The organism is Gordonia sp. B8661-1 (genome assembly GCF_059427765.1).
In genome coordinates this window covers 164,081-189,035 of the sequence record NZ_JCAHRL010000001.1, presented here as the reverse complement: position 1 = coordinate 189,035, position 24,955 = coordinate 164,081, and the positions used below count along the sequence as shown (strand labels likewise).

23 protein-coding genes and 1 riboswitch are annotated in these 24,955 nt (G+C 66.6%); of the genes, 9 read left to right on the top strand and 14 right to left on the bottom strand.

What is annotated here, in order from left to right:
- Positions 1-11: 11 nt before the first annotated feature.
- Together AC4JJG_RS00880 and AC4JJG_RS00875 are read right to left on the bottom strand one after the other, a co-directional pair.
- Positions 12-662, bottom strand: a complete 651-nt coding sequence (locus AC4JJG_RS00880) for a pyridoxamine 5'-phosphate oxidase family protein (RefSeq protein WP_495399397.1) — start codon at positions 660-662, stop codon at positions 12-14.
- Between the two features lie 24 nt (positions 663-686).
- Positions 687-1,928: a serine/threonine-protein kinase gene (locus tag AC4JJG_RS00875; protein WP_495399398.1), complete on the bottom strand. Its 1,242-nt coding sequence runs from the start codon at positions 1,926-1,928 to the stop codon at positions 687-689.
- Between the two features lie 78 nt (positions 1,929-2,006).
- Between AC4JJG_RS00875 and AC4JJG_RS00870 the strand changes: the two genes are divergently transcribed.
- The 3 genes from AC4JJG_RS00870 (at position 2,007) to AC4JJG_RS00860 (ending at position 5,549) form a co-directional block, all read left to right on the top strand.
- Positions 2,007-3,035: an Rv2578c family radical SAM protein gene (locus AC4JJG_RS00870; protein ID WP_495399399.1), complete on the top strand. Its 1,029-nt coding sequence runs from the start codon at positions 2,007-2,009 to the stop codon at positions 3,033-3,035.
- A 130-nt stretch (positions 3,036-3,165) separates the two neighbouring features.
- Positions 3,166-3,897 (top strand): DnaE2-dependent mutagenesis accessory factor ImuA', encoded by a 732-nt coding sequence (gene imuA', locus AC4JJG_RS00865; protein WP_495399400.1) that lies wholly within the window; start codon positions 3,166-3,168, stop codon positions 3,895-3,897.
- Positions 3,897-5,549, top strand: a complete 1,653-nt coding sequence (locus AC4JJG_RS00860) for a DNA polymerase Y family protein (protein WP_495399401.1) — start codon at positions 3,897-3,899, stop codon at positions 5,547-5,549. The genes imuA' and AC4JJG_RS00860 overlap by 1 nt, the downstream gene beginning before the upstream one ends.
- An 84-nt stretch (positions 5,550-5,633) precedes the next feature.
- On the opposite strand, the gene AC4JJG_RS00855 is transcribed toward AC4JJG_RS00860, so the two are convergent.
- The 3 genes from AC4JJG_RS00855 to AC4JJG_RS00845 form a co-directional block, all read right to left on the bottom strand.
- Complete coding sequence (locus AC4JJG_RS00855; RefSeq protein ID WP_495399402.1) at positions 5,634-5,909, bottom strand: HigA family addiction module antitoxin; 276 nt, start codon at positions 5,907-5,909, stop codon at positions 5,634-5,636.
- A 13-nt stretch (positions 5,910-5,922) separates the two neighbouring features.
- Positions 5,923-6,210 (bottom strand): type II toxin-antitoxin system RelE/ParE family toxin, encoded by a 288-nt coding sequence (locus tag AC4JJG_RS00850; RefSeq protein ID WP_495399403.1) that lies wholly within the window; start codon positions 6,208-6,210, stop codon positions 5,923-5,925.
- A gap of 149 nt (positions 6,211-6,359) precedes the next feature.
- The gene (locus AC4JJG_RS00845) at positions 6,360-8,294 is read right to left on the bottom strand and encodes an SDR family oxidoreductase (protein ID WP_495399405.1); all 1,935 of its coding nucleotides are present in this window, start codon (positions 8,292-8,294) and stop codon (positions 6,360-6,362) included.
- 212 nt (positions 8,295-8,506) lie between these two features.
- Between AC4JJG_RS00845 and AC4JJG_RS00840 the strand changes: the two genes are divergently transcribed.
- Together AC4JJG_RS00840 and AC4JJG_RS00835 are read left to right on the top strand one after the other, a co-directional pair.
- On the top strand, positions 8,507-11,767 hold the full coding sequence (locus tag AC4JJG_RS00840) for an error-prone DNA polymerase (protein WP_495399406.1): 3,261 nt from the start codon (positions 8,507-8,509) through the stop codon (positions 11,765-11,767).
- Between the two features lie 10 nt (positions 11,768-11,777).
- Positions 11,778-12,005: a DUF167 domain-containing protein gene (locus AC4JJG_RS00835; RefSeq protein ID WP_495399407.1), complete on the top strand. Its 228-nt coding sequence runs from the start codon at positions 11,778-11,780 to the stop codon at positions 12,003-12,005.
- A 20-nt stretch (positions 12,006-12,025) separates the two neighbouring features.
- Here AC4JJG_RS00835 and AC4JJG_RS00830 read toward each other — a convergent pair whose 3' ends face one another.
- The 4 genes from AC4JJG_RS00830 to AC4JJG_RS00815 all read right to left on the bottom strand — a co-directional run bounded on the left by AC4JJG_RS00830 (position 12,026) and on the right by AC4JJG_RS00815 (position 15,283).
- Entirely contained in the window at positions 12,026-12,490 is a 465-nt protein-coding gene (locus AC4JJG_RS00830; protein ID WP_495399408.1) for a tRNA (cytidine(34)-2'-O)-methyltransferase, read from the bottom strand.
- Positions 12,491-12,648: 158 nt separating this feature from the next.
- The gene (locus AC4JJG_RS00825; RefSeq protein ID WP_495399409.1) at positions 12,649-13,797 is read right to left on the bottom strand and encodes a type I restriction enzyme HsdR N-terminal domain-containing protein; all 1,149 of its coding nucleotides are present in this window, start codon (positions 13,795-13,797) and stop codon (positions 12,649-12,651) included.
- Positions 13,798-13,939: 142 nt separating this feature from the next.
- Entirely contained in the window at positions 13,940-14,236 is a 297-nt protein-coding gene (locus tag AC4JJG_RS00820) for a hypothetical protein (RefSeq protein ID WP_495399410.1), read from the bottom strand.
- Positions 14,237-14,350: 114 nt separating this feature from the next.
- The gene (locus AC4JJG_RS00815) at positions 14,351-15,283 is read right to left on the bottom strand and encodes a serine/threonine dehydratase (RefSeq protein WP_495399643.1); all 933 of its coding nucleotides are present in this window, start codon (positions 15,281-15,283) and stop codon (positions 14,351-14,353) included.
- A 53-nt stretch (positions 15,284-15,336) separates the two neighbouring features.
- On the opposite strand from AC4JJG_RS00815, the gene AC4JJG_RS00810 reads away from it, so the two are divergent.
- From AC4JJG_RS00810 to AC4JJG_RS00800, 3 genes are all read left to right on the top strand, one after another.
- Complete coding sequence (locus AC4JJG_RS00810; RefSeq protein ID WP_495399411.1) at positions 15,337-16,215, top strand: bifunctional methylenetetrahydrofolate dehydrogenase/methenyltetrahydrofolate cyclohydrolase; 879 nt, start codon at positions 15,337-15,339, stop codon at positions 16,213-16,215.
- 53 nt (positions 16,216-16,268) lie between these two features.
- Positions 16,269-16,541: a DUF3017 domain-containing protein gene (locus tag AC4JJG_RS00805; RefSeq protein ID WP_495399644.1), complete on the top strand. Its 273-nt coding sequence runs from the start codon at positions 16,269-16,271 to the stop codon at positions 16,539-16,541.
- A gap of 163 nt (positions 16,542-16,704) precedes the next feature.
- The gene (locus AC4JJG_RS00800) at positions 16,705-18,384 is read left to right on the top strand and encodes an Hsp70 family protein (protein ID WP_495399412.1); all 1,680 of its coding nucleotides are present in this window, start codon (positions 16,705-16,707) and stop codon (positions 18,382-18,384) included.
- A gap of 25 nt (positions 18,385-18,409) precedes the next feature.
- Here AC4JJG_RS00800 and metX read toward each other — a convergent pair whose 3' ends face one another.
- A complete protein-coding gene (metX, locus tag AC4JJG_RS00795) occupies positions 18,410-19,558 on the bottom strand; it encodes a homoserine O-acetyltransferase MetX (RefSeq protein WP_495399413.1) in 1,149 nt (382 codons plus the stop codon).
- A gap of 33 nt (positions 19,559-19,591) precedes the next feature.
- Positions 19,592-20,908, bottom strand: a complete 1,317-nt coding sequence (locus AC4JJG_RS00790; RefSeq protein ID WP_495399414.1) for a bifunctional o-acetylhomoserine/o-acetylserine sulfhydrylase — start codon at positions 20,906-20,908, stop codon at positions 19,592-19,594.
- Positions 20,909-20,972: 64 nt separating this feature from the next.
- Positions 20,973-21,092, bottom strand: a riboswitch (SAM riboswitch).
- A gap of 424 nt (positions 21,093-21,516) precedes the next feature.
- Here AC4JJG_RS00790 and AC4JJG_RS00785 point away from each other — a divergent pair.
- Positions 21,517-22,734: an NADP-dependent isocitrate dehydrogenase gene (locus tag AC4JJG_RS00785; protein WP_495399415.1), complete on the top strand. Its 1,218-nt coding sequence runs from the start codon at positions 21,517-21,519 to the stop codon at positions 22,732-22,734.
- Positions 22,735-22,804: 70 nt separating this feature from the next.
- On the opposite strand, the gene AC4JJG_RS00780 is transcribed toward AC4JJG_RS00785, so the two are convergent.
- From AC4JJG_RS00780 to AC4JJG_RS00770, 3 genes are read right to left on the bottom strand one after another with little or no spacing between them, the layout of a single operon-like run.
- Positions 22,805-23,413: a TetR/AcrR family transcriptional regulator gene (locus AC4JJG_RS00780; RefSeq protein WP_495399416.1), complete on the bottom strand. Its 609-nt coding sequence runs from the start codon at positions 23,411-23,413 to the stop codon at positions 22,805-22,807.
- 19 nt (positions 23,414-23,432) lie between these two features.
- Positions 23,433-24,212, bottom strand: coding sequence for an ABC transporter permease (locus AC4JJG_RS00775; protein WP_495399417.1), 780 nt, complete (start codon positions 24,210-24,212; stop codon positions 23,433-23,435).
- Positions 24,209-24,934, bottom strand: coding sequence for an ABC transporter ATP-binding protein (locus AC4JJG_RS00770; protein WP_495399418.1), 726 nt, complete (start codon positions 24,932-24,934; stop codon positions 24,209-24,211). The genes AC4JJG_RS00775 and AC4JJG_RS00770 overlap by 4 nt, the downstream gene beginning before the upstream one ends.
- Between the last annotated feature and the right edge of the window lie 21 nt (positions 24,935-24,955).

The window sequence follows — 24,955 nt, the reverse complement described above, 5'->3', positions numbered from 1 at the left end:
GATTTTCGGAGTCAGTCGCCGGGACTCGCGTCGAGGCGGGCACGCAATTCGGCGACCTCGTCCTGCAGCGTCCTGATCTGCTCGATGTACGGTTCGACGCGTTCGCGGACCTCCTCGGCGGTGTATTGGGGCACCAGGCTGCGGGAGCAGTTCCAGTCGAAGGCCTCGATATCGATGACGATGCCGCGTTCGCAGCGTGCGGCGACGACGGCGCCGCCGGGCAGCTGTTGCAGGTCCCATATCAGTGCCGGATCATCCTGTGCGTCAACGACGGTGGCGCGTCCGAAGAGCTTCAGTCGCCGCTTGCGGGGGTAGTCGGCCAGGAAAAGCGCTGTGCGGCCGTCGGATTCGATGTTTCCGACGGAGACGAACTGCTGGTTCCCGTGGAAGTCGGCGAACCCGATGCGGTTGCCGCCCAGGTGATGCAGGAATCCGTGTGGCCCACTGCGGTATTGCACGTACGGCCAGCCGTCGGGGGTGACCGTGGCCAGATGGAATTGGAAGACCCCGGTGATGATGGCGATCTCCCGGCCGGTCAGTTCCTGTGGGCCGTCGCCGTCCTCGACGTGCCCCGCGCTCCCGTAGGCCACGTCGCTGCCCGCCCGTCGCTGACGCTCACGGGACCTCGGTCCGAATGCGATGTCCTGATATCGCTGTCCCATGCCCTCACCCAAGCAGGGATGCGATCACAATGCGATGACCAGGATCACGATCACCAGCAACACCAGCAGTGCGGCGCCACCGGCGACGGCCAGCGTCGTCGGTGACATCGGCGCCGACGAGGACGATCGCGGGGGCTTCGCAGGTGATCCGCGCAAGCCCGTCCCCGGATTCTGATTCTGTGGAGTCGGTTGCTGCGGTCCGCGCGCCGGCGGGGTCGGCACGGTACCGCCGGGCAGGTTGGGACGCTGGTGGGAACCGGTGCTGAGCGCGGGACCACCGACCGGCAGGTGGGTACCGGTGGAGGTGGCGCGGGTCGGGCGCGGTGAGCGCTGCGCCCAGATCGGGGTACCGCCGTCCGGGGTGGTGATCGGGTTGGTGAGGACCTGCGAGACGGTGCGGCGATTGCCCGCGGCCACCTGGGCGAGCAGGTCGCGTGCCTCGGACATGGTGGGGCGTTTGGCCGGGTTCGGTTCGAGGAGCCGGAGGATCACCGGATGCAGTTCCCCGGCCTTGGTCATCGGGTTGATGCGGGCGCGAGCGACCTTGTGCAGCAACGCGATCGAGTCGTCGTCGACGCCGTAGGGTGGCTGTCCCTCGACGATGGTGTAGACAGTGGCGCCCAGCGAGTAGACGTCGGAGGCCTCGCCGGGTTCGGCACCGCGCGCCACCTCCGGTGCGAAGTAGGCCGGGGTTCCGGTGATGACGCCGGATGCGGTGGTGCTCTCGTCGTCCTTGGCCCGGGAGATGCCGAAGTCGGTGATCTTGACCTGACCGGCGCTGCGTCCGGTGGTGGAGATCAGGATGTTGCCGGGCTTGATGTCGCGGTGCAGGATGCCGCCCGCGTGCGCGTCGGCCACCGCATCGGCCACCTGGGCGCCGATCTGTGCGGCCTGGGAGACACCGAGAGTCTTTGTGGTGTGCAGGATCTGGGCGACGCTGCGGGACGGCAGGTATTCCATCACCAGCCACGGTTCGCCGCTGTCGAGGGCGACGTCGTGGGTGGCGATGGCATTGCGGTGGGCGAATTTGGCGGCGATGCGGCCCTCGCGCATGGCGCGGGTACGGATGTTCTCCGCGGATTCCTCGCTGAGGCCCTCGGTGGACACCACCTGCTTGACGGCTACCTCGCGGTCGAGCAGTTGATCGCGGGCCAGCCAGACCGCGCCCATGCCACCGCCGCCGATCCGGGAGAGCAGCCGATATCGCCCGGCCACCAGCGATTGGGGGCCCGGGGTTCGCTTACCCGCTAGGTGGGAGGACGGCATAGCAGCATGATAGTCGGCCCCGATCTTCGCGGTGCGAACTGTTTGACATTCGCGTCGTACATATGTTCGACTGTGGCCATGCGGTGGTCCGACCAGGGAGTCGGGGTCGACGACGGGGCACTGCCGGGCCTGAGCCGGGCCGGTCTGGTGCGATCCGTGCAGACCCCCGAATTCGAGGGTGTCACTTTTCACGAGGTGTTGGCCAAGAGTGCACTGAACACCATCCCGGAGGGTGCCAATCTTCCGTTTCGCTTCACCGTCAACACCTTTCGCGGGTGTACCCACGCCTGCCGGTACTGCTTCGCGCGGCCGACGCACGAGTATCTGGATCTGGACTCGGGGCGGGATTTCGACACCCAGGTCGTCGTGAAGCTCAATGTGGCCGCGGTGCTGCGCAAGGAGTTGCGGCGACGATCCTGGAAGCAGGATGCGGTCGCGCTGGGCACCAACACCGACCCGTATCAGCGGGCGGAGGGGCGGTATCGGCTGATGCCCGGGGTGATCGGTGCGCTGGCCGAATCCGGCACGCCCTTCTCCATCCTCACCAAGGGCACGCTGCTGCGCCGCGATCTGCCCCTGCTGCGGCAGGCGTCGAGGCAGGTGCCGATCAGCATCGCCATCTCGCTGGCGATCCACGACCCGGATCTGCAGAAGGCGCTGGAGCCCGGCACCCCGTCACCGAAGGCCCGCCTGGATCTGATCCGCGCGATTGCCGATGCGGGGTTCGCGCCGCACGTGATGGTGGCGCCGGTGATCCCGTATCTGACCGATTCGACCGCTCATCTGGACGAGTTGCTGGCGGCGCTCGCCGATGCCGGCGCATCCGGGGTCACGGCCTTTCCGATGCATCTGCGCGGGGCCACCAAGCCGTGGTTCCTGGAGTGGCTGGCCGAGGTGCATCCCGCCTTGATGCGCCGCTATCGCGGACTGTACGGACACGGTGCCTACGTCACTCCCGAGTACTCGGCGTGGCTGCGGGACCGGATGCGTCCGCTCGTCGCCCGGCACGGACTGTCCGGCTCCCCGGGGCCGCGGGTTCCGTCGGTGCAGCGCGCCGAGGATCCGGTCGCGGAGCCCGAGTTGCAGCAGGCGCTGACCCTCTTCTGAGCCGTCTGACCGGCACGCGTTGACGGCTGTCGGTGGGTGCCCTTAATATCGGGTCATATCGAAAACATGTTCGAACAGCATGCATCTTCCCGGCGCGCTGATTGCGGAAAGTCGCTGGTCAGGAGGATGAATGCAGGCCGAGGTCGATGAATTGCGCCGCCGCATCGCGGTGATGTCGGGTCGCCCGGGGCATCGTGCGGAAGCGCCGGCCGACGAGGCGGCGGGAGTGCTGCCGGTACCGGACGCGCTGGCCGATCTGCTGCCCGGCCGCGGGCTGGCGCGGGGTGGCGTCGCGGTGCTCTCCGGTGCCCGGTCGGTCCTGCTGTCGATCATCGCGTCGGTGAGTCATTCCGGTGCGGAGGTCGGGATCGTCGGGATGCCGTATCTGAATCTGGGGGCGATCGTGGAATGGGGCGGTGTCCTGTCCCGGATCGCGACCGTGCCGGAACCCGGTGGTGATCCGGTCGAGGTGGCCGGGGTGCTGCTCGACGGGATGGATCTGGTGGTGCTGGATCTGACGGGCGTCTCGGTCCCGCCGTCACGGGTGCGGGTGGTGATGGGCCGGCTGCGCAAACAGTCGTCGACGTTGCTGATCGTCGGTGACTGGCCGGGAGCTCAACTGCGGATCGACACGGAGGTCCGGGCGTACCGGCACATCCCGGTAGTCGACGGTGCGGCCGATCTGTCCGATGCGCGCTCCGGATACGGCCGCATCGGCGGGGTGTCCCTGCGGGTGACGGTCACCCGACGTTCCCGGCAGCGGGATATCGGCGAGATCGACATCGTGACAAGCGGATTCGACTCCGGCATACGGATGGAACGGGTGCTCGTGCGGCGTCCGGAGCTGGCGGTGGCGAACTGATGACCTCCACTTCTCTGGCTCCGGCTCCCTCTCCCGACACCGATGCGGTGTCCTCCCCGGGGCGAATCCTGGCACTGTGGTGTCCGGACTGGCCCGCGACGGCGGCCGCGATGGCCGATGATCTTCCACCGCAGACGCCGATCGCGGTGCTGCACGCCAACCGGGTGATCGCGTGTTCGGCCGCGGCCAGGGCTGCCGGTGTGCGTCGCGGCATGCGGAAACGGCAGGTGCAGGCGACCTGTCCGGAACTGACGGTGGTGCTCGCCGACGATCATCGCGACGGCAGGGCCTTCGAGCCGGTGGTCGCGGTGGTGGCCGATCTGGTGCCGGTGGTCGAGGTGCTGCGGCCGGGTCTGCTGGTCGTTCCGGCGAATCGTGCGTCCCGCCATCACGGTGGTGAGTCGGCGCTCGCGGAAAAGCTCATCGACGCGGTCGCGGCCTCCGGGGTGGAGGCGCAGGCGGGGATCGCCGACGAACTGTTCACCGCGGTGCTCGCGGCCCGCGGGGGCAGGCAGGTGGAACCGGGCGGCGACGCCGGCTATCTGGCCGGCCGGCCGATCGCCGACCTCGCCGTGGAGCCGGCCCTGAGCCATCCCGACCGCATCGAACTGGTGGAACTGCTACGGCGGCTGGGGATCTCGACGATCGGCGCCTTCGCGGCTCTGCCCGTCCGGGATGTGGCGGGTCGGTTCTCCGCGGATGCGGTGACCGCACACCGGCTGGCCAATGCGCTGCCCGGCAGGCCTCCGTCCGGGCAGGTGCCGTCAGTGGATCTGGTGATCGAGCACATTTGTGATCCGCCGATCGAGCGGATCGATGCGGCGGCCTTCCTGGGTCGCAGACTCGCCGACGAACTGGCGGCCCGGCTCGCCGCCGCCTCGGTGGCGTGCACGCGGCTGACCGTCGAGGCCGTCACCGGGCGTGGCCGACGGCACGTTCGCACCTGGCGATGTGCCCAGCCCCTGACGCCGGAGGCCACCGCCGACCGGATTCGCTGGCAACTGGAGGGCTGGCTGACCGGCGGACGGCCAGGTATGGAGGAGCCGCCGGATGCGCCGATCGGGATGATCCGTCTGGAACCGGTCGAGGTGGCGTCGGCGAGCGCGCTGCAATATGCCTTGCGCGGCAAGGGGTTGCCCGATACCGATCAGTCCGGTGAGGCGGGTATAGGGGAGCGGGCGCGCCGTTCCCTGGTCCGCGTGCAGGGGCTGCTCGGCGGAGACGCCGTCCGGCTGCCGGTGCGCAGCGGTGGCCGCACCCCGTCGCAACGGATCACGATGGTGCCCTTCGGCGACGAGCCGGTGGCGCACCGATCACCGGATGCGCCGTGGCCCGGCCGATTGCCCGAGCCGGGACCCGCGGTGCTGACCGCCACCCCCGTCGACGTCCTCGACCTGATGGGGCATCCGGTGCAGGTGACCGGACGAGGTGCCTTCTCGGCCGAACCCACCACCGTGCGGATGCGCCGGGTCGTCGGTGAGCCGCGGAGCTGGGAGCTGCGATGGTGGGCCGGCCCGTGGCCCACCGGGACCGACACCTCCGCCGGGGGCGACGGGATCATCGCCCGCGCCCAGGTGCTCCTCGACGACTCCCGGGCCCTGCTGATCGGCTACCGGGCCGGGGAGTGGACCGTCGAAGGCGTGTACGAGTGATCTCGATACGTCATTCGCTGGTCGAGTAGTGACGTGTGAGCGCAGCGAGCCCGTCGCGTATCGAGACCCGCTGTGCTGCAACGCTCAGGCAGACAGTGGCCGGATATTGGACAGGTCGGCTTCAGCGCGGGCGACTCGAAGGTCGTACTCGGCCTGTAGGTTTGACCAGAATGCGTCGGACTGACCGAATAACTTGCCGAGGCGCAGTGACATTGCTGCCGTCACCCGTCGACGACCGCGCACGATTTCGTTCACAGCACGCGGGGAGACGTCGAGCCGTTCCGCGAGTCCACGCTGCGACAGTCCGTAATCATCCATGAAATCCTGAAGCATCTCTCCGGGATGGACGTTCTTTGCCATTCCTCTCACCTCCTCAGTGGTAGTCAACGATCTGCACATCATGAGGACCTCGGTCGGTCCACCTGAACACGATCCGCCATTGACCGTTGACGCGGATGCTGTGCAGACCGGTCAGATCTCCGGCCAAAGCCTCCAGGCGATTGCCGGGAGGCGACATGAGATCGGACAACAAGTCGGCCGCATGGAGCAACAACAGTCGCTTCATCGCCTGCCTCGCCACCGCAGAACCAAACCGTCGTACTCCGGCACGTTCACCCCGGAAAGTTGCTTCGGTTATGGCATCCGCGAATGACTGGATCATGCGTACATCTCACAATTGTGTCCCGTTGCGCAACGGGTGTCAATGCCTGTGTTGTGCACACCTGTGGACAGATGGTCGCTACCGGTGTGGTGGCGGTATCTCGACGCGCCGGCCCACTGCGCTCAGCGACTACGTGATCGGTGAATAGCTCAATCGACTGTGGCGCCGGGCTTCTCGCGGCCCAGCGCGGCGTCGGATTCGCCGAGGAGAAGATATTCCTGGTGCAGGATGCGGTTGGTGAGGCGGGGAGCGAATCGGTGGCCGAGTTCGGCGAGGTTACCCAGCGCGAGACCGGTGCGATGGGGTCGCCGGACGATGGCGCGCAAGACCCGGCTCGCGGCCTTGTCGACACCCCAGGTCGCCTGGTTCTCGTAGGCGTCGGTGGGGGCGATCATGCGAGTGCGCACCAGCGGGAGGCGCACATTGCTGAAAGTGACGTGGTCCGACAGTGTTTCGGTGGCGGTGACGTCGCTGAACGCCTCCAGTGCGGCCTTGGACGCGGCGTACGCGCCGAACCGCGGACCACGGGCCTGCACCACGATCGAGGACACGTTCACGATATGCCCCGACTGGCGTTCCACCATATGCGGCAGCAGTCCGAGGATGAGGTTCACCGCCCCGAAGTAATTGACCGCCATCACCCGGCGATAGTCGTGCATGCGCTCGGTGGCGTTGACCGTCGCGCGGCGGATGGACCGTCCGGCGTTGTTCACCAGGATGTCGATGTGATCATGTTCGGCCAGAACGTTTTTGACGAGTGAGCCGACGGCGTTCTCGTCGGTGACGTCGCACTGGTAGGTGAACACCCGGCCGGGTGGGACGCCGTCCGCGCTTCCGGTGGCGCCGAGTTCGGTGGCCGCGGACTCGAGTCCGTCGGCGTCGCGGGCGACGATCAGCACATTCGCGCCGCGCGCCACACACATCCGCGCGGTGGCCTTGCCGATGCCGGTGGAGCCGCCGGTGATCAGGATGTTCTTGCCCACCAGAGGTCCGCGTGGATCGTCTCGGCGATGACGGCCCGGATCGAGGTGTTCGGCCCAATACGTCCACAGGCGAGGGCCGTACTCCTCGAGATCGGGCAGCGTGATGCCGTGCTCACTCAGGACGGATACGGAGGTGTCGGAGCGGAAATCGACTGTCAGGGACATGGTGTCGAGCACCGCCGGTGGAATGTTCAGCTGTGCTGCCGTGAGGTCGCGGCCCAGGCGTAACGGTCCGCGCCCGGCCAGCTTCACCAACGGATCGACGACGGCGTTCGGCACCACGTTGTGCCCCTGCGGACCACCGAAGGCCGGCGCGATCGCGTTGTACATGTCGGTGATGGTCCGCCTGCGCGGATCACTCAGGTGGTACACGAGCCCGCTGCGCTCGGGCTCGGTCGTGAGCAACGCGACGATGGAGTGGGCGACGTAGTCGACCGGGACCATGTTGGTGCCGCCGAGATCGGGCATCGGCAGCGACAGCATCGAGGGCAGGTAGCCGAGGGCACGCAGATGGCCGAAGAAGTAATACGGACCGTCGATCTTGTCCATCTCGCCGGTTCGCGAATCCCCGACGACCACCGACGGCCGGTAGACCCTCCAGCGCAACCCTTCTCGTTCACGCACCACGCGTTCCGCCTCGAACTTGGTGCGGTGGTACGGGGACGGCAGGCCCTGCCCCAGGTCGAAATCGTCCTCGGTGAAGGTGCCGCGGAAATCGCCGGCCACCGCGATGGACGACACATGGTGCAGCATGGCGCCGCGGGCGAGGGCGAAGTCGGCGACCCGGGAGGTGCCGTCGACGTTGGCCGCCTGCTGCGATTCGGCGTCGGCGGCCATGTCGTAGATGGCCGCGAGGTGGATGACATGGTCGATGGCGGGAAGATCGCTGCGGCTCAAGGCGAGTCCCGGCGCGGTCAGGTCGCCGACGACCGGCGTCACCTGATCGCCGGAATCGAATCCGGCGAGCATCTCGGTGAACCTCGACAACGAACCGGCCCGCACCAGCGCGTAGATCTCGGCATCCGGTTCGACGGTGAGCAGGCGTTCGATGACCCGGCGGCCGATGAATCCGCTACCGCCGGTGACGAAGTAGGTGGTCATGCGCTGTGCGTCCTTGTCCGAGATGTGAAAGCGGCAGATGACGGCCCGTCATCCCCCGCTGAAAGGCCCCGCTGCTTACCGGACGGTAAGAAACATCATCCCAACACACTGACACTTACATCCGTGGATGGCAATAACATCTTCGGCGTACATCGGCGTGTCCCGGCGTTAGCCCCTTGGTGTGTCGAACAGACGTTCGATAATCTGTGCGGGTGGGATGGGATCAAGGCCCTCCGACCTGGTCGGAGATGGAACGGGTGCTGTCCGGCCGAGCACCGGACGGTGGCCGGCCGGGTGAGGCGTTCGGCCCCGGCGACGGCAACGACAGTCCGGCCTGGTCCCGTAAACGGGGTGCGTATCGCGCCGAGCCGCTGACCAGGGAACCGTCGTCGGTGCCCTTCGCGGAACTGCACGCGCACAGTGCCTACAGCTTCCTCGACGGTGCGTCGATGCCCGAGGAGATGGTGGCCGAGGCGCACCGTCTGGGGTTGGGGGCGCTCGCTCTGACCGACCACGACGGATTCTATGGAATCGTCCGATTCGCCGAGGCGGCAAGGGAATACGGGATGCCGACGGTGTTCGGTGCCGAACTGTCGCTGGAGCCGGATGTCACCCGTACCGGGGTGACCGACCCGCCGGGTGATCACCTGCTGGTGCTGGCCCGCGACGGCGAGGGCTACCGCAGACTGTCGAGGACCATCGCCGACGCGCACATGGTCGCGGGGGAGAAGGGCTTGCTCCGCTACGACCGCGACGCGCTGCCGGATCAGGGAGCCGGGCACTGGCTGATCCTGACGGGCTGCCGGAAGGGGGAGGTGCGGCGGGCGCTGGACCGTGGTGGTCCCGAGGCCGCCCGCGGTGCGCTGGCCGGCATGGTCGACCGCTATGGCCGCGACGATCTGGTCGTCGAACTCACCGCCCAGGGCCTGCCGGAGGATGATGAGCGCAATGCGGTATTGGCAGATCTGGCAAGGGAATTCGGCCTGCTGACGGTGGCCACCACCGGTGCGCACTTCTCCGGTCCACGCAGGCGCAGGCTGGCGACGGCAGTGGCCGCGGTGCGCGCCCGCACCGACATCGAGACCATCGACGGCTGGCTGCCCGGCGTCGGCGGTGCGCACCTGCGCAGCGGGGACGAGATGGCCCGTCTGCTGCCCGGGCATCCCGATGCCATCGACAACGCGACCGGTCTGGCCGCCGACTGTGCGTTCGAACTGGGACTCATCGCGCCGCAGTTGCCGCCCTTCGACGTGCCCGACGGTTACACCGAGGCCAGCTGGCTGCGGGAGCAGACGATGGTGGGAGCGTTGCGCCGCTATGGTCCGCCGGGATCGCATCCGCGTGCCTACCGGCAGATCGAACACGAACTCACCATCATCGAGGCGCTCACCTTTCCCGGGTACTTCCTGGTGGTCGCCGACATCGTGAACTTCTGCAAGAGCAACGACATCCTCTGTCAGGGCCGGGGCAGTGCGGCCAATTCGGCGGTCTGCTACGCGCTGGGCATCACCAACGTCGATCCGGTCGCCAATGCCCTTCTCTTCGAACGCTTTCTGTCGCCGGAGCGGGACGGGCCGCCCGACATCGACGTGGACATCGAATCGGATCGCCGTGAGGAGGCCATCCAGTACGTCTATCGGCGATACGGTCGCGACTACAGTGCGCAGGTCGCCAACGTCATCACCTACCGTGGGCGCTCGGCGATCCGCGACATGGCGCGAGCGCTGGGGTATGCCACCGGTCAGCAGGATGCGTGGAGTCGCGACCCGGAGAGCGCGCCCGCCGACGTCACCGACCTGGCCGGCGAGATCCTCGGCATGCCAAGGCATCTGGGCATCCACTCCGGCGGTATGGTGATCTGCGATCGGCCCATCGCCGACGTCTGCCCGACGGAATGGGCGCGGATGGAGAACCGCAGTGTGCTCCAGTGGGACAAAGACGATTGCGCGGCAATCGGTCTCGTCAAATTCGATCTGCTCGGCCTCGGCATGCTGTCGGCCCTGCACTACGCCATCGACCTGGTCGCCGACCACAAGGACATCCACGTCGACCTCGCCACCCTGGACCTGTCCGAGGAGGCCGTCTACGACATGTTGTGCCGCGCCGACTCGATCGGGGTCTTCCAGGTGGAGTCGCGGGCCCAGATGGCCACACTGCCGCGACTGAAGCCGCGCACCTTCTACGATCTGGTCGTCGAGGTCGCGCTCATCCGTCCCGGCCCGATCCAGGGCGGATCGGTACACCCGTATATCCGGCGGCGCAACGGAACCGAGCCGCCGACGGTGGAACATCCGTCGATGCGCAAGGCGCTCGACCGCACCCTCGGGGTGCCGCTGTTCCAGGAGCAACTCATGCAATTGGCCGTCGATGTGGCGGGTTTCGACGCCACCGAGGCCGATCAGCTCCGTCGTGCGATGGGGTCCAAACGGTCGCCGGAACGGATGGAACGACTGCGCAGACGATTCTACGAGGGCATGGAGAAGCTGCACGGGATCACCGGGGAGACCGCCGACCGGATCTTCGAGAAACTGTCGGCCTTCGCGAATTTCGGTTTCCCGGAAAGCCATTCGCAGAGTTTCGCGTCGCTGGTCTTCTACTCGGCGTGGTTCAAGCTGCATCATCCGGCCGCGTTCTGCGCGGCGCTGCTGAGGGCGCAGCCGATGGGCTTCTACTCACCCCAGACGTTGGTGGCCGATGCCCGCAGACATGGTGTCACGGTGCACGGCCCGGATATCAACAACTCGGTAACCCACGCCGATCTGCAGAACTTCGGCCTCGACGTGCGGCTGGGGCTGGCCGCGGTCCGTGGGATCGGGGAGGAGGTGGCGGACCGGATCGTCGACTGCCGCAACCGTGACGGCCTGTACCGGGACGTCACCGACGTCTCGCGCCGCGCCGACCTCACGGTGCGTCAACTCGAGGGGCTGGCCGGTGCGGGGGCCTTCGACGGCCTCGGGGTGTCGCGACGGCAGGCGTTGTGGGAGGCGGGTGCCGCCGCGACGGTCCGCGACGATCAGCTGGCACTCGAGAATGCCACGCCCACACCGGTTCTCCCCGGATTGTCGGATGTCGAGCTGGCCGCCACCGATGCGTGGGCCACCGGGATCACGCCCACCTCCTATCCCACCCAGTTCCTGCGTCCCCGGCTTGCTGCGCTGGGGGTGACCCCGGCCGACGAATTGCTGGCCGCCGTCGACGGCAGCCGGGTCGTCGTCGCCGGTGCGGTGACCCATCGCCAGCGCCCGGCGACCGCTTCGGGGGTCACCTTCGTCAACCTGGAGGACGAGACGGGCATGGTGAACGTGGTGTGTTCGGTGGGGTTGTGGTCGCGGTACCGGAACATCGCGCAGTCGTCGTCGGCATTGCTCATCCACGGTCGGTTGCAGAACGCCGAAGGTGCGGTGACCGTGGTGGCCGAACGTCTGCAGCGGCTCGATCTCCGGGTGGGCACCCGATCCCGCGACTGGCAATAGGGTGGACGGCATGTCGGAGCAGATCGTCGTCACGGTGAAACCGGGCAGTCGTAAGGGGCCGCTGGTGGAGACCGGGGCCGACGGCTCGCTCACGATCTTCGTCCGCGAACCCGCCACCGAGGGAAAAGCCACCAAGGCCGTCGCCGAACTCCTCGCCACACATCTGGGGGTGCCGAAGAGTCGGGTCACCCTGGTCGGCGGCGCGACCTCGCGGACCAAACGCTTCCGCATCGACTGAGTGCTGCACCGAGTCGAGCGCTACACCGCGCCGTCGAATCCGTTCTGCCGCCACGCCTCATAGACGACGATGCTCGCCGCGTTCGCCAGATTGTGTGACCGCCGGCCGGCCAGCATCGGGATCCGCACCTTGTCGGTGACCTGCGGCTGATTTAGCACCTCGTCGGGCAGGCCCGTCGGTTCCGGGCCGAACAACAGGACGTCGCCGGGCCGGTAGTCGACGCCGGTGTGATAGCGGTTCGCGTGTGCCGTGAAGGCGAACACCCGAGACGGCTGCAACGCATCCCACGCCGTCTGCAGATCGGGATGCACTGTGACCGTTGCCATCTCGTGGTAGTCGAGGCCCGCGCGCTTCACCTGGGTGTCGGACATGCCGAAACCCAGCGGCTCGATCAGATGCAACTCGCACCCGGTGTTCGCCGCCAGCCGGATCGCATTGCCGGTGTTCGGTGGGATGCAGGGTTGATAGAACATGATGCGGAACATGGTCGTTCCACTCTATCGGGCACGGCCCCGCCAACTCCTGCGACGTCGCCTGGTTCCCGCGACCTCAGCCGAAGTCGCGGGAACGAGGCGAGGTCGCGGGTGGTGGCAGCGCGTTGTGTCCGTGAATGGCGAAACGAACAAGGGAGCGGCACCCATCGTTACTCTGGCATTCCAGAGGTTTCAGGGTCAGTAAAACCGCTGACTGCTGCATCGTAATTCCTGATTGTGGAGCGAATCTTCTCTGCCACTTTATAAATATCGACTACGGAGTCGATGTCATGTCGTGCAGGAGCGTCTTTTCCGTTTTCGAAAGTGGTTACGAACTTCACCTTCTGGCCATTCAGGTGCAGCCGGATTATTGGTTTCCTGTTGTTATTGTCAAGTAGTATTGCAAAGTATGCCTTACTGTCGCGGTGAACGACACGTTCGGGGGAAACGTCAGAGACGGCGATAGCTCGAACGATGTTGTATCCTTCAAGTTCTTCATCTGTCGTGATAATGTCGCGATCGGCCTGTTCCAAAGGGCCTTCAACTTCGGAGGGGGTGGGGATAGGCGGTGCGACAGTGGCTTGTGTTTCGCTCGCTGGCGCGTCTTCGCCGAGTGCGGTTTTCAAGCGATCGTTCACTTGGGCTCCGATGTACTGTCCAAGAGCCTTGCTGACGAGTGGGCGGAACTGGTCAACGACTCGCTGCGTGGCCTTGCCGTCATAGACTCGCGACACGAAGTACCGTACCCAATCATCGGTGGGTTCCTTCACTTCGTTCGAGATAATTCTGCGGATTCCGCCGATGTATTTCAGTTCCTGTGCCGCGTTGATTACCGAGTCTAGGTCGAAAGACTCTTTCGACAATTTCTGGATCTCTGGCAGTAAATTCCTGTCGATATCCAGGAGGTCGAATACGAGAAAAGGCTTCTCGTCCATCCTGTTCGGTATGTCGCCGTCTGTATATACTTGATAAACTTGGCCGTTTGTCAGGACTGCGATCCGGGCCGACGTTACGGAGAAGTACCGATATAGTTGAGAGGCGTAGCGAAGATCGAGGGTGTCGGAAATCGATTTGCATTCGATCAATATTTGAACATGGTCGTCTTTGAAAATTGCGTAGTCAACTTTCTCTCCTTTCTTGACGCCTACGTCGGCGATGAACTCCGGAACTACTTCGGTGGGGTCGAACACGTCATAACCGAGGACATTGGATATGAACGGCATGATGAAGGCATTCTTCGTTGCTTCCTCTGTCAAGATGCTTGCGCGGTTGCTTCTTATCTTCGTAGCAAGCGCCGCAACCTGATCGCCAAGTCCCATGGTTCGTCCTCTTTCGCTCGTTGATGCTTGTTGAGACGATAGGTCAGAGACTGTCGGTAGGTAGGTGGATTGAGCTTTTAGAGACTGAGTGCCAGGGGTTGTCTGGACTGGCTCAAGCATGTATTTAGGAAAGACCTCAATTTCAATGGTGAGGGTGTGATTGTCTGCGGCTACGACGATGACCGAGCCACCCGGCGAGACCGCCGAGAAGGAAGCCGAACAGTGCCGCGAGTGCGGCGAGCATGAATGCGGCGACGGTGGTGAATTGCCTGCCGACCGCTTCGCCTTCCGGGGTCAATCCGCTGGTGGGTTCCCCGCTAAAGGGATCGCCGGGAAACAGCAGCAGCCAGCCGACCACGAAAGTGACGCATCCGAACACCACGGCACCGACGATGCCGCTCACGATGATGGTGAGTGCAGGTCCTCGGGTTGGTCGCATGTCCGCAGACGCTAGCCCACCGGTCGGCGGTCTCGCGTCCCTCCTGCGACCGTATTCCGTTCCCGCTTATTGGATCGGGTGAGCGGGAACGGAATGGGTGAGCGCGAACCCGACCTACAGAGCGAGGGACGTGTTGGCGCCGCAGAGGACGACGCACAGGGTGGTGCCGGCCGCCGGACGTGCCCGGCCGGTGCGGACGGCGGCGAGGGCGGTGGCGGTGCCGTGTTCGACGAGGATGCGGTAGTCGCGCCAGAGGCCGGCGCGGGCGGCGACGATCTCGTCGTCGGGGACCACCACACTCGACACCTCCGGGCGCCCGGCGATGGTGGCCCAGCAGATGTCGCCGAGGCGGGTGGCACCCAAGGAGTCCGAGGCGATGCTGTCGAGTTCGACCGGAACGGGCTGCCCCGCCGTGAGCGCCTGATGCAGGGTCGACGCCCCGATCGGTTCGGCGCCGACGAGATGATCGCCGGGACGCAGTGCGGCGGCGAGACCGCCGAGCAGCCCGCCGCCACCGACGCAGACGACGGTGGTGAGCGGTCCGTCGACCTGTTCGGCGAGCTCCGCGCCGAGGGTTCCCGCGCCGGCGACGATCTCCGGCTGGTCGTAGGCGTGCAGCAGAACCGCACCCGTCTCCCCGGCCATCGTCCGGGCCGCATCGGCCGCCGCCTGATAGCGGTCGCCGATCAGGTGCACGTCGGCCCCGAGTGCGCGCAACGCCTCGACCTTCACCGCGGGCGCGGTCTCCGGCACCACCACGGTGCACCGGGTGCCGACGATCCGGGCCGCATGGGCCGCCGCGATCGCGGCGTTGCCACCGGAGGCCACCAGCACGCCGGCGTCGCCGAGCCGGCCGTCGGCGCGGGCCCGAAGCACGGCGTTGAGGCTGCCCCGGGCTTTGAAGGATCCGCCGATCTGCGTGTACTCGAGCTTGAACACGACATCGACCGGGCCGTCGACGGTCTCGACGCTTCCGGACAGCACCGGGGTGCGTCGCAGGGCTGTGCCGAGGCGTTCGCGGGCGGCACGGATGTCGTCGGCAACGATCGGCTCCACGTCGATCCACGCTAGCGCAGCGACGGATGGAACAATGGTTCTCCGTGAGCGCGATTCGACTGGACGGCAAGGTCACCAGAGACGAGATCTTCACCGATCTGAGCACACGCGTGGAGAAACTCCGCGCGGCAGGCATCACGCCGGGGCTCGGCACCATCCTGGTCGGCGACGATCCGGGGTCACAGTCCTATGTGAAGGGCAAACACGCCGACTGCGCACGCATCGGTGTGGCATCCATCCGCAAGGATCTGCCCGCCGACATCACCACCGAAGAACTCAACGCCGCCATCGACGAACTCAACGCCGACCCGGCCTGCACCGGTTACATCGTGCAGTTGCCGCTGCCGAAGCATCTCGACGAGAACGCCGCGCTCGAGCGCATCGACCCGGAGAAGGATGCCGACGGTCTGCATCCGATCAACCTGGGCCGCCTCGTCCTCGGCAAGGAGTCCACACTGCCGTGCACACCGCGTGGCGTGATCCACCTGCTGCGCCGCTACGACATCCCGATCGACGGCGCACGCGTCACCGTCATCGGACGCGGTGTGACCATCGGCCGCCCTATCGGTCTCCTGCTGACCCGCCGCAGCGAGAACGCCACCGTCACGCTGTGTCACACCGGTACCCGTGACCTCGCGGCCGAGGTCGCGCGCGCCGACATCGTGGTGGCCGCCGCCGGCGTGCCGCATCTCATCACCGAGGACATGGTCAAGCCCGGTGCCGCCGTCATCGATGTCGGTGTCAGCCGCACGGCCGACGGTCTCACCGGCGATGTCGCACCGGGGGTCTGGGACGTCGCGGGTCATGTCTCGCCCAACCCGGGCGGCGTCGGGCCCCTGACCCGCGCCTTCCTGCTCGTCAACGTCGTGGAGCGGGCCGAGGCCCAGCTCGCCGCACGCACCGGAGCCGGATCGGCCGGGTGAGCACGGTGTCCGAGCGGCCGAACCGGGTGGACAGGCTCCGCAAGGTTCGCCGCATGCGCCAGTACGCCGTGCAGATCCCGTACCTGCTGGTCATGCTCGGAGTTCTCATCGCCGCGATCCTGGTGCTCTACGCCCGCTGGCGCCGCGGTGCCTTCGTATTCGGATCAGCTCTGCTGATCGGTGCCGTGTTCCGCGCCGTCATTCCCTCCGCGAGGATCGGATTACTGCAGGTCAGAAGCAGATTCTTTGATGTCGCCACCATGGCCTCAGTGGGGATTCTCATACTCTGGCTTGCCACGTCAATCGACCCTTTGGGCACAGATTGATTACAATAGATACCATTGCGTGACCTAAGGGTCGACGTTTCGTGTGATCGACGGGTGCAATCCGGCACCTGACGACGCGAGCCGCCACCAGGCGTGGCCCGAAAAGTACAGGCCGAAGATCGACGCGACTTCAGCCGGGGGAGCAACGGGTATCAGTTCCACGATGGCCAACGAGAAGCAGGACGACAGTACGGTGACATCCCTGGGTGTGTCCGCGGGCACCGGGATGATCCACTACGTCCTGCTCACTCGTGATGACGTGGGACGCCACGTGGTCGACAGCCGGGTGATCGATGTCGACGAGAGCGACGGCCACGACGCCGCCGGACGGGTGAACTCCGGTATCGATCTGATGCTCACCGCCGCCCGTGAGGCGGGTTTGCGGCCCGGGCCCATCGGGGTGGCCGCCCGCACCCCCGCGCAGCGCCGGGAACTTCGTTCCCGCGGCGCAGGCCCCAAACGTCAGATCCATCTCGTCGGCGAGGACGAGTCCGTCGTCGAATATCTCTCGGTGACCGGCCAGATCAACCGGTTCGACTCGGTGGTCGTGGTCGACTGCGGGGATTCCGGAATGTCGCTCTACACCGTGCGTCCGTCGGCGGGACAGATCTCGGGACATGAACGGTCCCGGGTTCTCAGCGGGCGTGCCCTCGACCGGGCCATCGTCGACGAACTGATCGACGGCGGACCGGACGGTGAGCCGATGCCCACCAGCAGCATCGCCACCCGTTCGCGCCGTCGCGCCCTGCTCAGCGCGTGCCGCACGGCCAAGGAGGAACTGTCCGCCTCCGGGAAGTCGACGGACGCCGAATCGATCCTGGTGGCCGATGGTGTGGGTCAGCTCCCGCTGACGTCGGGCACGGTCGAGGCGGCGGTCACACCGATGGTCGGCGAAGCTCGTAAAGTGTTGGCGCGCTATCTCTCCGAGGCGGAGCGTAACGGAAAGCCCGTCGACGCGGTTGTTCTCGTCGGCGGTCTGGCCAATCTTCCTGCCGTGCAATGCATGCTGGACCCGGACAGCGACGTCGAGGTCATTGTGCCGCCGAATCCGGAACTGGCCGCACCGAGCGGTGCGGCGGTGCTGGCGCGCAACCGGACCACCGCCGAGACGAGTTCGCAACTGGCCTTCATCGGCGGGCATCGTCATCGGGAGTGGTTGTCCGCCACGCCGATCGCGGTCGTGGGTGCCATCCTCGCGGCAACGCTGATGACCATCTACGCGGTGAGTTCGTCGCTGGCCGGTAACAACTCGCCGGTGCCGTCGGGTCCGTCCACCGCGCCGTCCTTCGCGGAGGACACGGCGACGTCGACCACCGAGGACAGCGCTTCGCCGACCCGTGCGCAGAGCCCCTCGATCACCGTGGAGCCGACCGAGCCGATGCCGACCACGGATGTGCCCGCCCCCGCGCCGCGTTGGGGAGGTGCCGAACCCGGTTGGGCGACAACCACTCTGGTTCCGACGACGCCTCCGTCGGCGGCCAAGCCGCCGACGCGCACACTTGAGCCGTTCCCGCTGCCCTCCCTGCCGTGGCAGGGCGGCAGCACGCCGACGATACCGCCGGAATTGCTGCCGCCCGGTATCGATCCGGAGCAGGTGGAGCCGAGGATTCCGTGGTCGCGTGCACGGCCGACGCCTGCACCGGGGCCGGGAGTGCAGCAACCGCCGGTGGCGCGTGAGCAGGAGCCGACCGGCAGGCAGACGCCGAACACCGCAGACGGTCGGCGCCCCGACGGCGCGGCCCCGGCCCAGGACACCCCGAACCGTGCGGCGCCTGACCGGGAGACCCCGGCGGCACCGGTGCCCGGCGTCGAGACGCCTTCCGCGCCGAAATCCGAGGGCTGATACCCGCGAGCTCGTGCGGCCGGGCTCAGGAGCGCGCGAGTTCCACGGTGCGCTTGAGAAGATCGCTCACCGCATCGAACTCGGTCAGGAATCCGTCGTGTCCCTTGCCGGAATCGACCACCTGCAGCCCGCCGACGCAGTTGCCGAGCAACTCGGCCAGCTCGGCCTGTAAACGCAAGGGGTACAAGCGATCCGACGTGATGCCGCCGACGATCGTCGGTACCCGGCAGCCGCCGAGTGCCGCGGCCACGCCACCGCGATCGCGGCCGACGTCGTGGTTGTTGAGCACGTCGCTGAGCACCACGTAGCTACCCGGATCGAAGCGGCTGATCAGCTTGTCCGCCTGATGCTGCAGGTAGCTGTCCACGGCGTAGTGGCCGCCGTCGATGGGGTGCTCGTCCTTCTGCGGCAGGTTGGCGAAGCGGTCGTCGAGTTCCACCTCGCCGCGATAGGTGAGGTGGGCGATGCGTCGCGCCACGCCCATGCCCGCGGTGGGCCGTCGGCCGGTGCCGTGATAGTCGCCGCCCTGCCAATCGGGGTCGGCGGTGATGGCGGCGATCTGCGTGGTCTGCGTACCGATCTGGTCGGCCGTCGCGCGTGCTCCGACGGCCAGGACCAGCGCGCTGCGCACGAGTTCCGGATATTCGATGGACCACTCGAGTGCACGGGCCCCGCCCATCGAACCGCCGACGACCGAGCCGAGCCCGGTGATCCCGAGAGTGTCGATCAGGGCGCGTTCGGCACGCACCTGATCGAGCACGGTGATGGTCGGGAATCGTGAACCCCAGTGTCGCCCCGTGGAATCCAGCGACGACGGCCCGGTGGAACCGCGACAGCCGCCCAGCACGTTGGCGGAGATGACGCACCATTCGTCGGTGTCGATCGCGCATCCCGGTCCGATGAGGCCGTCCCACCAGCCGGGGGTGGGATTGACGTCGTCGGCGGGGCCGGTCACATGGGAGTCGCCGGTGAGTGCATGCAGGGTGAGGATCACGTTGTCGCGGGTGGGCGACAACGTCCCCCAGCGCTGGAACGCCAGGGTGACGTCGTCGATCCGTCCGCCGTTGTCCAGTGGGACCGATCCGATCCGGGCCTCCGCCATCGCCCCGTCGGGCATGGTTTCCCAATCGGGCCGACCGGAGGTCTGCAACTGCGGATCGATGCTCACTGACACGTTTTCACCCACTCTGCGTCATGATTCGGGCGCTCACTTGGCGGCCGCGAACCCCTTGTCCAGGTCGGCCAGGATGTCATCGATACCTTCGATGCCGACGGCCAGGCGTACCAGCCCCGGCGTGACGCCGGCGGCCAGCTGCTCCTCGGGCGTCAGCTGGCTGTGTGTGGTGGAGGCCGGGTGGATCACCAGCGAACGCACATCACCGATGTTGGCGACGTGGCTGTGCAGTTCCAGCGCGTCGACGAACTTCTTGCCCGCGTCCACGCCGCCCGCGATCTCGAAGCCGATGATCGCGCCCTGGCCCTTCGGTGCCAGCTTCTGGCCGAGTTCGTACCACGGCGACGATTCGAGACCGGCGTAGGAAACGGATTCGACCTGATCGTGGCCCTCGAGGTAGGCGGCGACCTTCTGCGCGTTGGCGACATGCCGTTCGATGCGCAGGCTCAACGTCTCCAGGCCCTGTGCGAGCAGGAAGGCGTTGAACGGCGAGATCGCGGCGCCGGTGTCGCGCAGCCACTGGACGCGGGCCTTGAGTGCGAAGGCCGGAGCGCCGAGGTCGGCGAAGACCGCGCCGTGGTAGCTCGGGTCCGGGGTGGTGAAGCCGGGGAACAGGTCTTTGCCGTCCCGCTGGCCGCGCCAGTCGAAGGTGCCGCCGTCGACGATCACGCCGCCGATGGCGGTGCCGTGGCCGCCGATGTACTTCGTCGCCGAGTGCACGACGATGTCGGCGCCCAGCGCGAGCGGGTTGATCAGGTACGGCGTGGCGACCGTGTTGTCCACGATCAGCGGCAGTCCGTTGCGGTGGGCGACCTCGGCGATGGCCGGGACGTCGAGGATCTCGTTGTTGGGGTTGGAGATCGTCTCGCCGAACAGTGCGCGGGTGTTGTCCTGGATGGCGGCCTGCCACGACTCGGGGTCGTCGGGGTTCTCGACGAAGCTGACCTCGATGCCGAGCTTGGGCAGCGTGTAGTGGAACAGGTTGAACGTGCCGCCGTAGAGACGCGGGCTGGAGACGACATGGCCTCCGTTCTCCACGATGTTGAGGATCGCGTAGGTCTCGGCTGCCTGGCCGGAGGCGACCAGAAGTGCCGCGACGCCACCCTCGAGAGCGGCGATCCGCTGCTCGACGGCGTCCTGCGTGGGATTCATGATCCGCGTGTAGATGTTGCCCGGCTCGGCGAGGCCGAACAGGTTGGCGGCGTGCTGCGTGTCGTTGAAGACGTACGAGGTGGTCTGGTAGACGGGCAGCGCACGGGCGTTGGTCGCCGGATCGGCGGTCTGTCCCGCGTGGACCTGCTTGGTCTCGAAGCTCCAGTTGGCAGTGGGATCGGTGGTGTCGTCGGACATGACGGTCTGATCACTTTCTACGGTCGGCAGGGTTCATGAAGACCCTGGTGGGGTCCGACCTTCGGACCCGCGCTTGCCGGGAAACGCTGCTGCGTTCCTCAACCCGGTCATCACCCGGAGCACCCCACCGCGGTTGGAGGGTTGCCGATCAGCAAGCCGGGGCTTCGCGCTGATACTCATGACCTGGCGTCAAGGATATAGCATGCGTGGCCGCGCGCCGGAACCGTCTCGATCTGACCGGGCGCAACTATCTCGGCTCGCTGGTGAGGCGGGAAAACGGTCACATGTCCCCATGATCTCCGTGCATTCGTCGCGCCTGGGCGCCGAAGCGTTCGCGTGTCTCGTGAGGGACGGTGGAATCGCACGATCGCATCTGCCGCCTCGGCCGGGCAAAGTAGGGGCCAGCGCCGACGGGACGAGTTTCACACTTGTGCCGTCGGTGCGCATCGGGTCACGCCCACCGAGTATGCTTGTCTCTAACAGTACGCGCGTTCTTTTTACACCGTGACGAGCGCACTGATCCACTGCCGTACTAGGTTGAGAAATGCAGCCCGGCCACAAGCATCAGGGGCTGCGAGATCGTCGTGCCGAGGAGGACGCAAAGCCACATGGGCAAGATCAAGGTCGAAGGAACAGTCGTAGAGCTCGATGGCGACGAGATGACCCGAATCATCTGGCAGTTCATCAAAGACAAGCTGATTCACCCGTATCTCGACGTCAATCTGGACTACTACGACCTCGGGATCGAATACCGCGATCAGACCGACGACCAGGTCACGGTCGATGCGGCCCACGCCATCCAGAAGCACGGCGTCGGCGTCAAGTGTGCGACCATCACGCCCGACGAGGCGCGCGTCGAGGAGTTCGGCCTGAAGAAGATGTGGCGGTCGCCCAACGGCACCATCCGCAACATCCTCGGCGGCACCATCTTCCGTTCGCCGATCATCATCTCCAATGTCCCGCGTCTGGTGCCGGGCTGGACCAAGCCGGTCGTCATCGGCCGTCACGCCTTCGGCGACCAGTACCGCGCCACCGACTTCAAGGTGCCCGCCGCGGGCACCGTCACCATCACCTACACCCCGGCCGACGGCTCCGAGCCCATCGAACACGAGATCGTGCAGATCCCGGACGAGGGCGGCGTCGTGATGGGTATGTACAACTTCAACAAGTCCATCGAGGACTTCGCGCGCGCATCCTTCAACTACGGTCTGCAGCGCAACTACCCTGTGTACCTGTCCACCAAGAACACCATCCTCAAGGCCTACGACGGTGCGTTCAAGGACATCTTCCAGGACGTCTTCGATCGTGAGTTCAAGGCCGAATTCGATGCTGCCGGACTGCATTACGAGCACCGCCTGATCGACGACATGGTGGCCTCCTCGCTGAAGTGGGAGGGCGGTTACGTGTGGGCGTGCAAGAACTACGACGGTGACGTGCAGTCCGACACGGTCGCCCAGGGCTACGGCTCGCTGGGTCTGATGACCTCCGTGCTGCTCACCCCGGACGGCAAGACCTGCGAGGCCGAGGCCGCGCACGGCACGGTGACCCGCCACTACCGCCAGCACCAGCAGGGCAAGCCGACGTCGACCAACCCGATCGCGTCGATCTTCGCGTGGACCCGTGGCCTCGATCATCGCGGCAAGCTCGACAACACCCCCGAGGTCCGGGAATTCGCGCAGAAGCTCGAGGACGTCGTCATCAACACCGTGGAGAGCGGCAAGATGACCAAGGACCTGGCGCTCCTCGTCGGCGGCGACCAGCCGTACCAGACCACCGAGGAATTCCTCGGCACCCTCGACGAGAACCTGCAGGCCGCACTGAAGTGACCGCCGGCTGATCAACAGCTCGCCAGTCCGCCCGCCGTGACCCGTCACGGCGGGCGGACTGCGTTGGTGCTCAGTAGGTGTCGGGCAGGTCGCCGGTGAGGTAGTGCTGCAGTACCGGTCCCACGTGTGCGACGAGTTCGTCGACGGTCATCGAGGCGATGGGATCGAGACGCAGGATGTGCCGCATGCTGAGTACCCCGAAGATCTGACTCGCGACCAGGCTCGCGCGCAGGTGTGCGCTGCCGGCCGGTGAGTCGACGCGGCCACCGATGGCCCGCAGGATGAATTCGGCGAGGAACGACCGCAGGAGTTCGGGCTCGGGCGCGGTGATGTTCGCCTTGATCAGCGCGACGCCCGCGGTTCGTGCGTCGCCGTCCCAGACGGTGAACACCGCGCGGGCGAGTGCGGTGCCGAGGGCGTCGTCGGAGGTCTCCGCCAGTACCGGGGTCAGGACCTCGTCCGGATCGACGGGGATGGCGATCGCGGCCAGCAGCAGTTCGCGCTTGGTACCGAAGTAGTGATGGACGAGAGCGGCGTCGACGCCCGCGGCCGCGGCCACGGCGCGGATCGTGGTCGTCTCGAAGCCGTTGCGCGCGAAGAGTTCCCGGGCCGAGTTGAGTATCTCCGCACGGGTGTCGCCGCCTCCCGGGCGGCGACCGCTGCGGCGTGTCGCGGCCATGGTGCGCCGTCCTTCCTCCTCACGCGGTTCGTCGTCGCAGCGTAGCAGCGGCCAGTGCGATGGCCGCGACCGTGCAGGCGACGACGACGGCCAGGTCCCGCCACATCAGGCCGGTGACGCCCTCGTGCGTGGCCACCTCCTGCAGTCCCTGCACGGCGTAGGTCAGCGGCATGACGCGCGACAGTCCATCCATCCAGTCGGGCAACTGATTTCGCGGAACGAACAGTCCGCACAGGAACAGCTGCGGGATCACGATGATCGGCATGAACTGGACCGCCTGGAACTCGGTGTTCGCGAAGGCGCTGCACAGCAGTCCGAGGCCGACGCCGAGCATGGCGTTCACCATGGCGAAGAGCATCACCCAGCCGACAGACCCCCGGATCATCATGTCCAGCAACCAGAATGCGACCCCTGACGCCAGGACGGCCTGGACCATCGCGACCGCCGAGAAGGCGAGTCCATAACCACCGAGCAGATCGAATTTGCTGATCGGGGTGGTGAGCAGGCGTTCGAGCGTGCCGGACCGTCGTTCGCGGAGCATGGCGATCGACGTGATGAGGAACATGGTGGCGAAGGGGAGGATGCCGAGCATGGCGACGCCGACCGAGTCGAATGTCGAGGTGCCGTCGGGTCGCGCCGGTTGTTCGGAGAACATGAAGTACAGCAGCGTCAGCAGGAGGATCGGGATGGTCAGGACCATGACGACGGTGCGTGGGTCGGACCGGAGCTGCCGCAGCACCCGAACGCAGGTGGCGCCCAGAATCCGCGGGTGCAGGGGAGCGGCGGACGTGGTGCTCATCGGGTGCCTCCGGTGATCAGCTCGAGGAAGGCGTCCTCGAGGTTGTCGCGGCCGGTGCGCTCGCGAAGGTCATTCGGCGTGAGTTCGTCGACGAGCCGGCCGTCGCGCATCAGGACCAGGGTGTCGCAGTGATCGGCCTCATCCATCACGTGGCTCGAGATCAGCAGTGTGACACCGGAATCCGCGAGCGTGCGGAAGCGGGACCAGAGATCGGCGCGCAGCACCGGATCGAGCCCCACCGTGGGCTCGTCGAGGATCAGCAGTCGTGGCCGCGTCACCAGAGCGCAGGCGATGGACACCCGATTGACCTGGCCGCCGGAGAGTTCGTCGGCGGGGCGATCGGCGTATTCGGTGAGCCCGACGGTGTCGATGGCCTGCTCGACCTCGTCGCGGGCGTCGAACAGGTCGGCGAAGTAGCGGACGTTCCGGCGCACGCTGAGGTCGCTGTAGATCGACGCCGACTGGGTGACGTATCCGATCTCCCGGCGGAGTGCGGGTGAACCGGCCGGATGTCCCAATACCTCGATGCGGCCCTCGACATTGCTCTGGGTGCCGACGATCGATCGCATCAGCGTGGTCTTGCCGCAGCCGGACGGACCGAGCAGGCCGGTGATGGCGCCCTCGTCGATGGCGATGGAGACGTCATCGACGGCGACGGCACCTCCGCGCCGGACCGTCACGGACTCGCATCGTATGGCTGCCGGTGCCAGGGGTGTGCTCATGTTCCGTGCTCCTCGCCGGTA